This window comes from Dyadobacter sp. 3J3, assembly GCF_009801115.1.
Lineage (GTDB): Bacteria > Bacteroidota > Bacteroidia > Cytophagales > Spirosomataceae > Dyadobacter.
The window spans coordinates 108,416-124,979 of sequence record NZ_VTOL01000002.1 but is presented as its reverse complement, the minus strand read 5'-3'; the positions used below and the strand labels follow the sequence as shown (position 1 = coordinate 124,979).

At 38.8% G+C, this 16,564-nt stretch carries 13 protein-coding genes; 7 read left to right on the top strand and 6 right to left on the bottom strand.

The window, feature by feature from the left end; genetic code table 11:
- Window positions 1–140: 140 nt before the first annotated feature.
- The 3 genes from FZF08_RS04375 to FZF08_RS04365 are packed head-to-tail and all read right to left on the bottom strand — an operon-like array spanning window position 141 to window position 2,956.
- On the bottom strand, window positions 141–1,508 hold the full coding sequence (locus FZF08_RS04375; protein WP_159467429.1) for a HAMP domain-containing sensor histidine kinase: 1,368 nt from the start codon (window positions 1,506–1,508) through the stop codon (window positions 141–143).
- Window positions 1,505–2,251, bottom strand: a complete 747-nt coding sequence (locus FZF08_RS04370) for a carbon-nitrogen hydrolase family protein (RefSeq protein WP_159467428.1) — start codon at window positions 2,249–2,251, stop codon at window positions 1,505–1,507. The genes FZF08_RS04375 and FZF08_RS04370 overlap by 4 nt, the downstream gene beginning before the upstream one ends.
- An 18-nt stretch (window positions 2,252–2,269) precedes the next feature.
- The gene (locus tag FZF08_RS04365) at window positions 2,270–2,956 is read right to left on the bottom strand and encodes a response regulator transcription factor (RefSeq protein WP_159467427.1); all 687 of its coding nucleotides are present in this window, start codon (window positions 2,954–2,956) and stop codon (window positions 2,270–2,272) included.
- 170 nt (window positions 2,957–3,126) lie between these two features.
- On the opposite strand from FZF08_RS04365, the gene FZF08_RS04360 reads away from it, so the two are divergent.
- The gene (locus FZF08_RS04360) at window positions 3,127–3,417 is read left to right on the top strand and encodes a hypothetical protein (protein ID WP_159467426.1); all 291 of its coding nucleotides are present in this window, start codon (window positions 3,127–3,129) and stop codon (window positions 3,415–3,417) included.
- Window positions 3,408–3,692, top strand: a complete 285-nt coding sequence (locus FZF08_RS04355) for a type II toxin-antitoxin system RelE/ParE family toxin (RefSeq protein WP_200837027.1) — start codon at window positions 3,408–3,410, stop codon at window positions 3,690–3,692. The genes FZF08_RS04360 and FZF08_RS04355 overlap by 10 nt, the downstream gene beginning before the upstream one ends.
- 303 nt (window positions 3,693–3,995) lie before the next feature.
- Here the strand turns inward: FZF08_RS04355 and FZF08_RS04350 are convergent, their stop codons facing one another.
- Together FZF08_RS04350 and gyrA are read right to left on the bottom strand one after the other, a co-directional pair.
- The gene (locus tag FZF08_RS04350; RefSeq protein WP_159467425.1) at window positions 3,996–5,429 is read right to left on the bottom strand and encodes a lipopolysaccharide assembly protein LapB; all 1,434 of its coding nucleotides are present in this window, start codon (window positions 5,427–5,429) and stop codon (window positions 3,996–3,998) included.
- Between the two features lie 70 nt (window positions 5,430–5,499).
- A complete protein-coding gene (gene gyrA / locus FZF08_RS04345) occupies window positions 5,500–8,142 on the bottom strand; it encodes a DNA gyrase subunit A (RefSeq protein WP_159467424.1) in 2,643 nt (880 codons plus the stop codon).
- 680 nt (window positions 8,143–8,822) lie between these two features.
- On the opposite strand from gyrA, the gene FZF08_RS04340 reads away from it, so the two are divergent.
- The 5 genes from FZF08_RS04340 to FZF08_RS04320 all read left to right on the top strand — a co-directional run bounded on the left by FZF08_RS04340 (window position 8,823) and on the right by FZF08_RS04320 (window position 13,600).
- Window positions 8,823–10,127, top strand: coding sequence for a gluconate:H+ symporter (locus FZF08_RS04340; RefSeq protein ID WP_159467423.1), 1,305 nt, complete (start codon window positions 8,823–8,825; stop codon window positions 10,125–10,127).
- 70 nt (window positions 10,128–10,197) lie between these two features.
- Window positions 10,198–10,668 (top strand): RidA family protein, encoded by a 471-nt coding sequence (locus FZF08_RS04335; protein WP_159467422.1) that lies wholly within the window; start codon window positions 10,198–10,200, stop codon window positions 10,666–10,668.
- Between the two features lie 109 nt (window positions 10,669–10,777).
- Complete coding sequence (locus FZF08_RS04330) at window positions 10,778–11,887, top strand: D-TA family PLP-dependent enzyme (RefSeq protein ID WP_159467421.1); 1,110 nt, start codon at window positions 10,778–10,780, stop codon at window positions 11,885–11,887.
- A 74-nt stretch (window positions 11,888–11,961) separates the two neighbouring features.
- Window positions 11,962–13,032: a dipeptidase gene (locus tag FZF08_RS04325; protein WP_159467420.1), complete on the top strand. Its 1,071-nt coding sequence runs from the start codon at window positions 11,962–11,964 to the stop codon at window positions 13,030–13,032.
- 325 nt (window positions 13,033–13,357) lie between these two features.
- Window positions 13,358–13,600: a hypothetical protein gene (locus FZF08_RS04320; RefSeq protein ID WP_159467419.1), complete on the top strand. Its 243-nt coding sequence runs from the start codon at window positions 13,358–13,360 to the stop codon at window positions 13,598–13,600.
- A gap of 76 nt (window positions 13,601–13,676) precedes the next feature.
- On the opposite strand, the gene FZF08_RS04315 is transcribed toward FZF08_RS04320, so the two are convergent.
- Window positions 13,677–15,914, bottom strand: coding sequence for a bifunctional alpha,alpha-trehalose-phosphate synthase (UDP-forming)/trehalose-phosphatase (locus FZF08_RS04315; protein WP_159467418.1), 2,238 nt, complete (start codon window positions 15,912–15,914; stop codon window positions 13,677–13,679).
- Window positions 15,915–16,564: the final 650 nt, after the last annotated feature.

Sequence of the window (16,564 nt, the reverse complement as noted above, 5' to 3'; positions counted from 1 at the left end):
TTGCTAATATGATACCAAAATTGCAATTTCCTAATGACAACAACCGTTAGAGAAGTTATAGAAAAAAATTAGAAAAAAATTAGAGACAAATATTACAAGCAAAAAGAGGGTAGAAGGGAGAAAGTGACAGACATGCCGAGCTACAAATGGGGGAGTACTATCGTAAAAATTGTACCCTTATCAATTTCAGAAGAAACGGAGATAGTCCCTTTGTGTAAGGCGATTATCTTTTGGGTGAGGGAGAGGCCGACACCATTTCCTTCCGCAAATTTTTTATTATTTCCTCTAAAAAAAGGAGTGAAAATTAATTTTAAATCTTCTTCAGATATACCAATTCCATTATCTGAAAACATTAAGATAACTTTTTCTTCCTTAAAATTAATTTTAACCGTTGTTTCCGGATTATTAGAAAACTTCCCTCCGTTCTCCAACAAATTTGCAAATGCCACATTCAATAAATACTCATTCCCCACTACCGATATTTCACTATCTGTATCAAACTCCTTTTCATAATGAATATCAATTAAATACTTCGGATTCTCCTTCTGCACCTTCTGTCTCGCATCCAGTAATATCTCATCTATCCTAACCTCTTTAAAACCGATTTCCGACGGGTCATAACTTGCCTTTGCAAAATCCAGAAGACTGTCTGACAGTTTGGATAATCTTCTGGCATCGATCAATGTATTACTGATTACTTTTTTGTATTCTGCTACACTACGCTCTTTATACGTTGACAATTCCAGCTCCGCCGTAAGTACTGCCAGCGGTGTCCTCACCTCGTGTGATATGTTGGAAACAAACTGCTTTTGAGCTTCAAATGAGTTTTCTATCCTATCCAAAACGCCATTAAAAGTAGATGCCAACTCGGCTAACTCATCTTTCCCCTCGGCATTGTCCAATCGTAAATCCAGATTCGAAGCAGTTATATTTTTGACTTTATTTACAATTTCAGTCACCGGTTTTAATGCCCGCTTGGAGAAAAACCTCCCTGCTGCATAGATAACCACAATCGAACAAACGAACATCAGCCAAATTGTTTCTCTCAAATACCGAAGCTTGTTGTATCCGTATTTATCATAGGCCGATGCCGTAATTATATATTTCTTATTATCGTATGTAAAAAGCAATCCCACTGCCTGCCAGTCTCCCTGATAAAACCTTATGTACTTTCGCTTCACAATCGTTTTCATCATTTGACGTGTTTCTTTTACTGCATCTATATCCGCAGCATCGTGGTATAGCAAATGAAAATTCGTATCAAATATGGCAACCTGGACTTCGTTGATGGTTTCCATATTGTTTTTATAAATCGTCTGCAAAGTATGCGCATCCACCTTTGCAGCGAAAAAAAGATTTGCCTTGGTTATCGTTTCCTGATGAAGCCTTTTAAAGAATTCATTTTCACGGTTTTTATAATCTGAATAGTATACCAAGGATGCAAACACAAGTAGAATGGCTGCTGTTAATACAGTAAATAGTAGACTGAGTTTCGTGCGAATTTTCATAAACCGGCAGATCTTACAACCTCAGTTTCCCATGATTTTTCTCTTTTTCGGACAATCAACAAACCTTCGCCCGTACCTTCAAAACCCCCGATTAAATTTCCTGTATTATTCCAAAAAGCACTTTTTCCGGCAGATTCAAATTCATATGATGGACCTCCGAAATTGGACATCAAAACATTAATCGACAAATCTCTGGCATAGCCCTGCAAATCCCTGTAGCCCTCAAAAATCCCATTAGGCGTGTAGAAAATACTTGCCAGGTAAATAGTACTATTCAATGAAGCCGCTCTTACTGCATGTGCAGGATTGGTAATATCCGCACATATGGCGATTGAAAAAGCTTCATCTTCCAACCTTATTTGTAAACCATCGTTCGTACCAGGCGAATAATAAATTTCTTCGCCATCATGGAGATACTGTTTGGTATAAATTTGCTCATGTCCTTTGGGATGAAAAACAAAAGCACTAATATACAATTTAGATTCCCGCCAAAGGGGAGCACCAGCTATCACAGTGATATCTTTTTCTATTGCCAAATTTCTCAACCCATCCAATCTCAAATCCCTTTCCGTAAATTTCAGATTATCAGCCATTTCTCTCTCATAACCTGATATGGAAAGCTCCGGAAAAAGAATAAGCTTGGCACCATGATGCGCTGCATGTTCAATCAGTCTGTAATGATCTTCAAGATTTTCATTGATATTGTTTTTCTTCGGAATTGTCTGGGCCGCGGCAATAATCATTTTTCCTTAATTTAAAATCTACAATTCTCCGTTTCTCAAAATAAAACCCATTCCGGACTTTGTGTGAATCAGTTTCTGATCGAAATTCTTGTCAATTTTCTTTCTCAAATAATTGATATAAACATCAATGAAATTAGTACCGGTATCGAAATGTGTATTCCAGACCTTATCTGCAATTTCTGCTCTTGACAAAACCCGCTCATTATTTTGCATCATGTATTCCAGCAACTTGAATTCTTTCGGCGTCAGAATTACTTCCGTCCCGGAGCGTTTCACAATCTTTGTCTGATCATTTAATTCAAGATCGGCATATCTCAAAATGTAATTCGGATTTTTTACCGCAAGAGCACCACGCTTGGTTAAAGCACGAATTCGAACTTGTAACTCTCTGAAATCAAAAGGTTTAACCAGATAATCATCCGCTCCGGCATCAAATGCTTCGACCTTATCATTTGTAGTTCCAAGAGCCGTAAGCATCAAAATAGGAATATCCGGTTTTACAGACCGAACTTCTTTACACAGATCAATACCATTAATGTAGGGGAGGACTATGTCCATTATAATAAGATCATAGTCATTTTTCAGTGCCATATGTTTTCCGACCAGCCCGTCAAAAGCCAAAGTTGCGGTGTAGCCACTTTCTTCCAGTCCCTGTTTTACCAGAACGGCTAATCTTTCTTCATCTTCAATGACCAGGATATTCATAAACTCAGTTTGTAACTTGTACAAACATACTACCATTTTAAGAGAATAAATTATTCTGTGGATCCTTTTACATTAAGCTTAAATTTGATAGAATATATATACGAAACAGATTAGTTTTATCTACTTTTATGTATATTTATATTATGGAATTTGTTATGTAAAACAACGATATGATAGAGGTAATTCAAAACTACAAAGAGCTCAAAAAAAACATGGGCAATTTGATCAATAAGTCGGGTTATAAAAATTCATTCCTTGCTGAAAAAATAGGGATGCAACCGACTTTATTTTCTGTTAAAAAGCAAAGAGGAAATTGGAGTGACGATGAAATGGAGAAGATATTGGTTCTTATTGAAAATGAAGAATTGGAAGATTATTATTTAGGTGAGTTATTAAGAGAAAAAGAAAAAGAAGAAACAGTAAGTTATTCTGAATTTAAAAGAGAAATGGGGTGGAAATAATATTGGCCAAATCTTTTTCCAAGGAATTAAAAAAATGTCCACAGTATATTCAAAAACAGGTATTTGAGGTATTAGAAATCGCGGAAAAATCAAACAGTATTTATGATATTCCCGGATGTGAAGAATTAAGTGGAAAACAAAATAAAAGTTATTTCAGAATAAGAGTTGGTGACTGGCGAATTGGTTTAAAATATGAAAATGGTCAAATTCAAGTACTTCATTTCATTACAATTGCATCCCGCGGCGATGTCTACAAACATTTTCCTCCAAAATGATCTAAAAACCGCTCAATTGTCGCTAAATCTCTTCAAATTCATTTTACAAACCTAAAAAAATAAATTCCAATAATAATATTAATAAATTGATTTACAGGTTTTTACTCAGTCAATTTGTACAATTCCAGCTCCTTAGATTTAAACGAATTAAATCAATCGACCCACAGCACACTAGAATCAATTCTCATCGCCTAAATTTTTATATCCAATTGTTTTATAATTTATATTATGTTAAATAGAATATCTCTCAAAAAATAAGACACCTATTCATAGGTGTCTTATTCATTTTCCTTTAATTAGTTCTTATTCTTCTGTACAAGCTACTCCTTTGCCTGCAAATTGTTCAAGAACACTATTCACTGTGGCTAAGTTATCTTTTGCCTCAGCTTCGTCTTTAACCTGAATTGCTTTTTCGAAATATGGTTTTGCTTTTTTGAAACGACCGCAAACACGTCCTTCAACTTCTTTACCACTTTTCTGGTATTCAGTCATGTTCATATTGTCAACCTGGCTTTTCAATTGAACAGCTTCGTTGAAATAGAAAACGCCAAGGTTATACAATGCATCATAATTCGCAGCGTCGATTGTCAACACTTTTTGGTAAGAAGCAATCGCCTGGTCATTAGCATTCTTTTTCTCTGCCTGTAACTTAGTAAGCTCTGCCTGCATTCCAGCTGTATCGTTTCCTTTTGCAGCTTCCTGTGTAGTTTTGATTTCAGCTTCTAATGATGCGATAGCGTCAGTAGATTCCTTTTTCTTAGCAGCAAGATCTGTCAACTGACGTTTAAGATCAGGTTTCGCCGGAGTCTTTTTAAGAAGTGCAGAAACTCTTTTTACTTCACCGTCATAGATACCAAGCTTTTCTTTTTCGCCATCAAGTTTCTTGGTCAAGTCAGCAGTTTTGCTGGTTCCAGATCCCATTTTCCCTTGAAGTTCTTTAATTTTTGTTCCAAGCTTGCTGTTCATGTTATCATAAAGAATCGCAAGATTTACGATATTCTGAACATTTGTAGGATCCGATTTTGTCAAAGCTGTCAATTCAGCAATCGCCTGGTCTTCTTTACCAGAAGCCAACAGAATATTTACAACTTCTGATTTAAGATCTTTGTTTCCTGGAGAACGTTCAAGACCTTTATTCAAAGTAGCAACAGCTTTATCGAAATTATTTTCAGCACGGTACAGCTGAGCTAAACCATAAAATACGCTAGGATCTTTTCCACCGTTTTCTACATATTTCTCAAACTGAACTTTTGCTTCTTCTTTTTTATCAATCTGCTGTGCCGCGATACCACCATACAAACTTGCAAGAGTATCCTTAGTATTTACAGTTTGTGCCAATTGGAACATTTCCAGAGCACCTGCAAGGTTTTTGTTCTGATATTTCTCAGCACCCTGTCTTACAAAAGCATTGAATAAAGAAGGATCTTCACCTGTAATAAATTTCTGAGCATCCTTTGCTTTTTTCGGATCGATCTCCGCTGCTTTTTTATAGGCTTCAAGAGCAGTCTTTGCAGCACTTGAATCCAACTCCGAACTTTGATTAGCTATCGAAGAATAAGTCGTTGCACGATCCATCCAAAATGCTGCTTTTGCACTTGCCTTTGGATCAGATACCCCTTTATCGCTTTTTTCTTTATCCTTGCGGAGTTGATCTACAACAGCCTTATCAACAGCAGTCTGCGCAAATGCAGAAAAGCCGATCAGACTAAGTGCAGAAACAAAAAACATTTTTTTCATAGATCTCGGATTGGTTGTGAATGATGCTTCTAAATACAAATATTAATAATTAACCTAAATATTACAAAAATCATGCCTCTGGCGTCTCAGAATCGTCGTTTTCAGCGTCGTCCTCCTCTACTTCTTCATCCTCTGTGCTGTCGACAATTTCGTCTTCAATCTCTTCCGCATCTTCACCCCTAATGATCAGTGAATCAGTAGCTTCGTCAATTTCTTTTACGATTACGTTGCCATCCTCGTCAAGTTCTTCAGCTGCTTTTTCATCCGGATCTTTAAGAATTCTGGTTACCGAAGTAATTTCGTCAGAATTGTTCAATTTAATCAATTTAACACCCTGCGTATTACGACCAGCCTGACGGATATCCAAAACACTCATACGAATAGCGATACCATTACGTGTAATGATCATCAAATCATCTTGTTCGGTAACTTCACGAATCGCTACCAGTTTACCAACTTTGTCAGTGGCATTCATTGTGGACACACCTTTCCCACCCCGGTTTGTTACTCGGTAACTATCAATTAGTGAGCGTTTCCCAAATCCATTTTCAGAAACTACCAGCAACTGGGCATCTTCACGGTTAATACAAACCATACCGATAACCTTGTTTGCAGGATCATTCAGATTTATACCGCGAACACCAGCAGCCGTTCTTCCCATTGGCCTCACTCCTTTTTCATTGAAGCGAACCGCACGCCCTGCACTTGATGCGATAACGATATCATTATCACCGTTTGTCAAAGCGACATTCAGAAGACGGTCACCTTCATTGATAGAGATTGCAATGATACCATTGGTACGAGGGCGAGAATATGCTTCAAGCAACGTTTTCTTGATCGTTCCTTGTTCCGTACACATAATGAGGTAATTATTGTTGATATAATCCTCATTCGTTAAAGTACGTACATTGATTACCGAACGAATCGAATCGCCGTTTTCAAGGCTTATCAGATTTTGTATCGGACGGCCTTTTGAAGTTTTACTTCCTTCCGGCACTTCGTAAACTTTCATCCAGAACAACTTACCATATTCTGTAAAAATCAGAAGATAGTTTAGCATCGTTGCCGAGAACAAGTGCTCGGTAAAATCGGTATCCTTGGTTTTGACACCGCGGGAACCTACCCCACCCCTTGTTTGTGTCCGGTACTCAGCCAAAGGGGTACGTTTGATGTAACCTTCATGAGAAATGGTAATAAGCATTTCCTCATCCGGAATCATATCTTCGTCACTGAATTCCTCAGCAGCAAATTCTATCTGTGTACGACGTGCGTCACCGTAGCGTTCTTTGATATCACCAAGTTCTGTTTTGATGATATCATACTTACGGTATTCGTTTGCAAGAATATCTTTAAGGTCATTGATGATAAGCATGATCTCATCATATTCCTTAACAATTTTATCTCTTTCAAGACCTGTCAATCTTTGCAGACGAAGTTCAAGAATTGCTTTGGCCTGAATTTCACTTAATGCAAATTGCTCCATCAAACCGTTTTTCGCGATTTCAGGATCACGTGCACTACGAATTAAGGCAATTACTGCATCAAGATTATCAAGAGCAATAATCAAACCTTGCAAAATATGCGCTCTTTTTTCTGCTTCGCGTAATTCGTATTCCGTACGGCGTGTAATCACGATGATACGGTGTTCTACGAAATGTTTGATCAGATCTTTCAGATTCAACATTACCGGACGGCCTTTTACAAGAGCCACGTTGTTAACGCTGAACGAAGATTGAAGCGGAGTATATTTGTAAAGGTGATTTAAAACGATATTTGGAATGGCATCTTTTTTCAAATCGAAAACGATTCGCATCCCGTCTCTGTCCGATTCATCACGGATATCAGAAATACCATCAAGTTTTTTGTTGTTGATCAAACCGGCTATACCTTCAATCATGGTAGCCTTGTTGGTCATGTACGGAATTTCGGTAACGATGATTTGTTCCCGTCCGTTTTTATTAACATCAAAAGAAGCTTTCGCCCGAACAATGATCCGGCCTCTGCCCGTTTCCATCGCTGCACGAACGCCCTGATATCCATAAATGGTACCACCTGTTGGGAAATCCGGCGCTTTGACGTGTTGCATCAACTCAGAAATCTCAATTTCGTTATTATCAATGTAAGCAAGCACACCGTCCACAACTTCCGACAAATTGTGCGGAGCCATATTGGTTGCCATACCTACCGCAATACCGGAAGATCCGTTTACAAGCAAGTTTGGAAATTTCGCAGGAAGAACCGTTGGCTCTTCAAGAGAATCATCAAAGTTTGGCTGAAAATCAACTGTATCTTTACCTAAGTCATTTAACAATTCATCAGCAAGACGTTTCAATCTTGCTTCTGTATAACGCATCGCTGCCGGAGAGTCACCATCAACGGAACCAAAGTTACCTTGTCCGTCAACCAACATATACCGCAACGACCACGGCTGTGCCATACGCACCATTGTATTATAAACCGAGGCATCACCGTGCGGGTGATACTTACCTAAAACCTCCCCTACTATACGAGCTGATTTTTTGTGGGATTTGTTATATCCAACACCCAAATCAGACATACCATACAACACACGTCTATGCACCGGTTTCAAACCATCGCGAACGTCGGGTAAAGCGCGGGAAATAATAACTGACATCGAGTAATCGATGTATGCTCCTCGCATTTCATCCTCAATATTAATGGGGATAATGTTTTCACCTGAAGATTCTGCCATAAAGAATTAGAAAAGAATCAAAAATTTAAAATGAGAGATTGATTTTATACAAATACTCACTGGATTATTACAATATCGTAACTACCAAAAAGACAAATTTCGCTATTTTTAGGCATTCTAACAAACTTCTTTGAGGCATATTCTGCATTCGTTTTATATCGCTGTGATCCTGGGGAATTTAGGTTGAATTTGGGCGTCTAAATTATTGTTAAATTTCGTGATTTTCCCGTTGCCGGTGTTCCCATGCATGCCGCATGGGCTGAGATAGTGAGCCTTTCAGGCTCTTCGTTTTGTTGGTTTGTAACAATAAATTGGTTGAATTTGGTCGTTTAAATTATTTGTTAAATTTCGCGATTTCCCGTTGCCGGTGTTCCCATGCATGCCGCATGGGCTAAGGTAGTGAGCCTTTCAGGCTCTTCGTTTTGTTGGTTTGTAACAATAAATTGGTTGAATTTGGTCGTTTAAATTATTTGTTAAATTTCGCGATTTTCCCGTTGCCGGTGTTCCCATGCATGCCGCATGGGCTAAGGTAGTGAGCCTTTCAGGCTCTTTTTTTTGTCAAAAATGGGTTTGTTAGGTTGGTTTGTGATAATAAATATGAAAGTAAATACTTATCAATCGTTAAATTTGGTACTATGCGGACTTATAATTGAAAACCTAATTTCCCTAAATTCTTTTCTATGCCTTTATTACTGACATTTCTTTCCATTCTGTTTCTGATTCTGCTCATCGCCTGGCTCAAGATTGATACTTTCATTTCTTTTCTTCTCGTATCAATTGGTTTGGGGCTTGCAAGCGGACTTGATGTTGTGACCGTAAGTAAAGCAATTCAAAAAGGAGTTGGCGGTACGCTGGGTGACCTGGTACTAATTGTCGGTTTTGGCGCGATGCTCGGGAAACTGGTGGCCGACAGCGGGGCCGCACAAAGGATAACCGATGCATTGATTGGAATTTTTGGACAAAAATATATTCAATGGGGAATGGCCCTGGCAGGTTTTGTCATTGGTATACCTCTATTTTATAATGCAGGTTTTGTCATTGTTGTACCGCTGATTTTCATGATCAGTGCCACAGCGCGGCTTCCTCTTTTATATGTTGGAATTCCGATGCTTTCCGCTTTGTCTGTCGCTCATGGTTACTTACCTCCTCACCCATCTCCGGCAGCCATTGCCAGTCAACTTAATGCAGATCTTGGAAAAACTTTGCTTTATGGTTTGATGGTAGCAATTCCGGCTATTGCCGTTGCAGGTCCGTTATTTGGAAGTACGCTTAAACGGTTTACACCAAAACCGGATGCAGATTTGTTCAATGTAAAACCAAGACCAACTTCGGAACTGCCTGGTTTGGGAATTAGCATTATTACGGCTTTACTTCCTGTATTTTTGTTAACGACAATGTCCGGAATTAAACGAATTTATCCTGACAACCAAGCTATTGCTTTACTTGCTGAACCTTATTTCGGAATGCTTCTTTCTGTACTTTTCGCTGCTTATACACTTGGTATACAGCGTGGACTAAATATGAAGGGTATAAGTAAATCCATGGAGGAAGCGTTTAAAGGCGTTTCTGTAATTTTGTTAATTATTGCGGGCGCTGGTGTTTTTAAAGAAATCATGACAGCCAGTGGTGTAAGTACTTACATTGCCGAAGGCTTGGTGGGTATTGATATTTCTCCGATTATCCTGAGCTGGGGAATTGCGGCGATAATCCGCGTTTGTGTTGGATCTGCAACAGTTGCAGGATTAACCACAGTCGGGATACTTTCACCTTTGCTGATTCATTCACCTGTACCTCCGGAACTGATCGTTTTATCCATCGGATCCGGAAGTTTGATGTTCTCGCATTTAAACGACGGGGGTTTCTGGTTATTCAAGGAATACTTTAATCTAAGTATAAAAGATACGCTGTTAACCTGGTCTGTAATGGAAACAATTGTGTCAATAATGGGTTTGTTGGGGGTTTTAGTATTAAATTTGTTTGTGTAAGAGTAAACACAGGACACTTTTGCATCTTTTCAAAAACAATATTTTTTTATCATCCTTATCTTACAATTGCATGACTCCTGAATCCAATTTTGAAGCACTCGGACTTAATTTACCGCCAGCTCCAAAGCCGCTTGGCGTTTATAAACCATATCTTATCGTAGACAATCGCTGGGTGTATGTTTCCGGACACGGAACTGTACAGGAAGATGGAAGCCTGATCATTGGCAGAATCGGCCAGGATCTTGATGTGGAAGAAGGAAAACTGGCAGCTCGCCAGGTAGGACTTGCTATTTTGTCAACTTTGAAAACAAATCTTGGAAGCCTTAACCGTATCAAACGGGTAATCAAGGTTTTGGGTATGGTGAACGGTACAACGGATTTTGAACGTCATCCTTACGTGATCAACGGATGCAGCGAATTGTTTGCAAAGGTTTGGGGCGAAGAAAATGGAATCGGTGTAAGAAGTGCTGTGGGAATGGGCACCTTGCCGGATAATATTCCTGTCGAAATTGAAGCCATGTTTGAACTGGAAGAAAATTAGAATACATGCGATTGCTGATTAAAACATGGCATCGACTTATTCTGAATTTTTACTACGGCCTTTTCGTATCAGCAATCGCCTCTTTTCTTAAACAAAATATCTATCCAAAATGTGGTATCTACTCAACAAACCGGAAGAAGTAATTTCTCCGTCTCTTCTTTTTTATAAAGACAGAATTGAAAATAATATCCGCAGCATGGTTCACATTGCCGGAGATGTCAACAGACTTGTGCCACATGTCAAAACACACAAAACATCCGAAATCGTAAAATTGCAGTTGGACGCCGGTATAACAAAATTTAAGTGTGCAACTATCGCAGAAGCGGAAATGCTGGCAGATTCCGGTGCTAAATGGATCTTACTGGCCTACCAAATGGTTGGACCGAATATTTCCAGATTATTTGCGTTGAGAAAAAAATACCCGGACATAACCTTTTCTTCTTTAATTGATAATGAAAAAACTGCGCAGGTATTAAATGATTTTTCTGAAACGCAGGATTTCATTTCCACAATTTTTATTGATGTCAACAATGGGATGAATCGTTCCGGCCATACCACCGACGGCACCATTCTTTCCCTATATCGTTTTTTAAATACACTGCCCAATATTGAAGTTTCCGGAGTTCATGTGTACGATGGACATATCCGTAACGCCGAGTTTTCGGAACGTAAAGCAAAAAGTGATGAAGCTTTTAAATTGGTATACCCATTATTCGATCTGATTAAGGAAGCGACTGAAAAAGAGCCCATGATCATTGCCGGCGGTTCTCCCTCCTTTACTGTGCACACGTTACGTCCGGATGTTTTTTTAAGTCCGGGTACCAATGTTTTATGGGATTGGGGGTACGGCGACCAATTTGATGATCAGCCATTTTTGCACGCTGCTTTAATTTTGACAAGAGTAGTTTCAAAACCGTCTGTTGGAATTATCACCATTGATTTGGGCCACAAAGCCGTTGCAGCCGAAAATCCGATTGATAAACGCTTCCGACTTTTAAATCTTCATGGATATACCGTTACCGGACAAAGTGAAGAACACGGGGTTTTGGAAATTGGTGAAGAAGCCTGGGAAACAATCCAGATCGGCGATGTTTATTACGCTCTTCCCTATCACATTTGTCCGTCCGTTGCGCTGCACGATTATGCCTCTGTTATCGAAAACGGTGATATCATTGACGAATGGAAAATCGTCGCCAGAAATCGCCGAATAACCATTTAACAAGTTACCATCCTAAACCATGAATGAGCCACAATTCTCTCATTCAAAATTCACTCATTCAATATTAAATAGAGATGTTCTTATTTGATGCTCACCTGGATCTTTCCATGAATGCCGTGGAATGGAACCGGGACTTAACCCAGGATTTAAACGTAATTCGCGATCGCGAAAAAAACCTCAACGATAAACCAGACCGAGGTTTAGGTGTTGTCAGTTTCCCGGAAATGCGTAAAGGAAATATAGGCATGTGCGTTGCCACCCAGATCGCACGTTTTGTAAAACCTGATAGCATAATCCCGGGATGGAATTCTCAGGCTCAGGCATGGGCCATGACGCAGGCGCAAGTTGCCTGGTATAAAGCCATGGAAGATGCCGGGGAAATGGTTCAGATAACTGACTTAACCAGTTTAAGAAAACATCTGGCTCTTTGGGACAACGCGGTATCAACAGAGAATTTACCGATAGGATATATTTTAAGTCTTGAAGGTGCTGATTCTTTTATTACTTTAAAAAATTTGGAAATCGCATACGGGTATGGTCTTCGAGCCGTTGGCCCCGCTCATTACGGTCCTGGCGTTTACGCTTACGGAACAGATTCAGATCAGCCTTTGTCACAAAAAGGGAAAGATTTGCTTACTGAAATGGACCACCTGAATATGATACTGGATGCTACCCATTTGTGTGACAGCGCTTTTTGGGATGCAATGGAAATGTATCAGGGACCGGTCTGGGCAAGTCATAATCTTGTTCGTGAAATTGTTCCGCATAACCGTCAGTTTTCGGATGATATGATCAAGGAATTGCTGAACCGCAAAGCCGTGATCGGCATGGCCTTTGATGCCTGGATGATGATTCCGGGTTGGGAACGCGGAAAATCCACACCGCAAAGTACTGGTTTGAAAATCGAACATGTTGCACAGCATATTGATCATATTTGTCAGATTGCAGGGAATGCATTGCATGTAGGAATTGGCTCTGACCTCGACGGTGCGTATGGAAAAGAACAATCGCCGGGAGATCTGGATTCTATTGCTGATCTGCAAACGATAACGGGAATACTTAAAAACAGAGGATATTCTGATCATGATATTGAACAGATTATGTGGAAAAACTGGGTTGATTTCTTAGAAAGATCCTGGATGTAAGTAGATAGGTGACACAGAGAAAAAAGAGGTATGAAGAGTTACACAGAGTCTATTTTAAAGCGACACATTTCTCCATTTGCGAGATGTGTCGCTTTAAATTTTAAGATTTTCCACTATGGCTTAAATAGTTATTAGGTTTCCACATGGTAACGATTTAATAATAAACCATCCTTGATTATTACCATTAAACAAATTACATTTGTTTGGAAATAATTAATCATGTTTTATTTGGATTGATTATAAATAATAACAATCTTTGTTACTGTTAGGCGATAGCAAATTGCTATAATCATTAACATGTTTGGATTTCTAATATGGGTAGACAATGAGCACAATATATAAAATTTCTTTTCGTGCCAAATTAAAGGATGGGTTGTCCTTTCAGAGATTGCATGACTGCCTGAAAAAATTAAATGTAAAACACTGGGCTTACGATTTCCAAAATCTGCTGCTAAGTCTGCAATCTGAACTTCCTGACTTTCGAAGCATTCAGGCGGCGTTGCGTTCTGCGGGTTTCAGATGTGATTTTGTAAAAATGGAAAACGTAGATAACCTGATAGCAGCTTAAAATAAAATAAGCTTTAAAAACAACAAGCCACACAAAAGGTGGCTTGTTGGTACTTATTATTAAATTAGTCAGGTTGTTATTCTTCGGATGAAGATACCATAAATTTCAGAAAGTGAAACACTTCCTGCTGATTTTTGATATGATTTCTTGCAGCCGACAAATCGTCCCCGATTTTTATAGTATAAGCCGTTTCGGGCAATGCTTCGAACATGTCCTCATCCGTAGTATCATCTCCAATGGCCAGAATAAAGTCATAATCTCCATTTTCAACAAATGCTCTTGCAGCAGTTCCCTTATTAAAGGCCGTCTTTTTAACTTCAATCACTTTATTTCCCTCAATAATCTGAAGATTAAGTTCCGGCTGTATAAAATTTTTGAGCTGCCAGGTTAATTCCTGTGCGCGTCGCAGCGCATACTCTTTATCTTCAGCCGTGCGGTAGTGCCAGGCAAGGGAAGTTTCTTTTTCCTCTACAAACACGCCCGGGCACCGTTTGGCATACATATCCAAAATCGGCCTGATACTTTCTTTCCAGTTTTCCTCATAGCTTTCGTTCAAAACCCATTCTGCACTATCTTTTGTCTTAATTAAAGCACCATGTTCCGCAATAATGTGAACAGGTAAATCCTGGAAAAGGTCATTCAGAAAATATCTGTCCCTGCCACTAATAATGATTACAGTATCCCGTTTCGCCAGGTCCATTATTATTTTCTTCGTATCCACAGATACAATGGCCTTTGCAGGATCCGGAACGATCGGAGCAAGCGTGCCATCATAATCAAAAAACAAAATCCTGTTTGACGAAGCGTCATAAGCCTTCCTGATCGCGTCAATTCCTATATTGGTAAGAAACACCTGTCTCAGGCGTTCATGTTCTTGTTCAAGCATAATCATTTGTGTAAAAAAATCATTTGTCCATGCAAAAATGTCATAATCCCGGATACGGGCCTGCATAGCGTCCATTCGTTTAGTTTGTTCAACTTCCGGCATATCAAAAGCTGTCAGAATTGCATCTGCAATATCCTGGTTATCAAGCGGATTAATAATGAGCGCCTCGCCAAGTTCTGCCGCAGCTCCGGCCATTTCACTGAGAATCAGAACACCTTTTCTATCTTTCCGGCTTGCAACATATTCTTTACACACCAGATTCATACCATCTCTTACGGGCGTGATAAGTGCCACATCACTGGCCGTATACATACCCACAAGCTCATCATAAGCCATGGATCTGTATTGATAAATAATAGGTTGCCAGTTAATATTTCCATAATTGGCATTGATTCGGCCGACAGTTTGATCGATATCGGATTTCATTTGCTGATACTGGTCAATTTTATCCCTTGATGGTACCACAACCATAACGTAAGAAACTTTCTCATGCCAGTTCTGATTCTGTTCCAGAAATCTCTGAAAACCGTGTAACCGATGTAAAATACCTTTTGAGTAATCCAGCCGGTCTACCGAAAAGATAATTTTTTCTTTCAGCGATTCTCTGGCGAGCAACCTTTCTCTTTGCACTTCCGGCTCATCGTAAGCTGCGTTGAATTTTTTATAATCAATGCTGATCGGAAAAGAGTCAACCTTGACAATCCGGTTACTCAGATTTATATAATGAAGCTTATTTCCATATCCTGAAACCATACGTGCGGCTTTGAGGAAATACTCCACATAATCGTTCGTATGAAATCCCACTACATCGGCACCAAGAATCCCTTCAATAATGGCTTTTCGCCATTTTACAGGAAGCATTCTGAAAAGTTCGAAAGATGGAAATGGGATATGGAAGAAAAAACCAATCTTGTTTTCAGGAAAGCGCTCACGGATCATTTCAGGCAGAAGCATAAGCTGATAATCCTGAACCCAGACAACGTCATCGGGCTGTATTATTTCTGCCAGTTTATCAAAAAATAAACGATTGGCTATCTGATAGCTGTCGAAATATTCATCTTCAAATTTGGCAAGAGAAGGAAAGTAATGACATAGCGGCCAAATTAGATTGTTACAAAATCCCTCATAATAATTCTCATTTACATCGGCAGGAATAAATACAGGATGCGCCTGAAAACTATCATTCGCAAGCGATTGGCCTTCAAGCTCTTCGGGTGAGTTTTCTGAAAACCCTACCCACTGTATTTTTTCTGCTGAATTAAAAGGTGATCCCTCCTGCTCATGTACAAGCGAAAGAACCGCCGACACTAATCCACCAGAATTCTGAAAAAGTTGAACCTGATCGTTTTCGTTAATAATTTTAAAGGGTAGTCGATAGGCAACAATAATTAATCGTCCTGTTTTTTCTTTTTTTCTCAAATCATTCATACGGTCGTTGCATTTAATTCACAAATGCACCTCATTAATATAAGTTATGCAGTCTTACATCAATGTGAAAGGCAAATTCTATTACAATAACAGCATAAAGAACAGATGCACTTGTTAAATTTTACTGAATAAGATCAGTCTGATACTATGTTTTAACGCAATTACTGTTCCAGTAAACCTAGTTTGAAAGAAGCTTTATATTTATTCTTGAAAAATTATAGAAATAATCTATTTCATTTGTAGGAACAATTCTATAATTTTGTACCTGCATCACTTCGGTGGTGTATAGTGTGTGTTGTAGTGCACAAATGATCTTGGCATATGCCGGGATTTTTTTGTTTAGTGACCAATGGTAAATTATTTTCAAATCTTCTTCAAATCTTTTGTGTAAATCCGAAATATAACATTTCCGTGATAACAACTAATTCAAAATCTCCAAAATGTCAGTTATACGGACACTAAAAAGTCACTTAGTCATACATTTTATTTTTTACTGGTTTGTTAGACTATCACCCATTCAGCAGAATATAAAAATAAGAATTACTTACAGGATTTAAAAGCTATACATTTCGTTAAAGAGCTATAAATTAGCAAGTTGAAAATATGTCATATATTTCCACTTTTATCCTAGCATGATTTTTATACAGTTT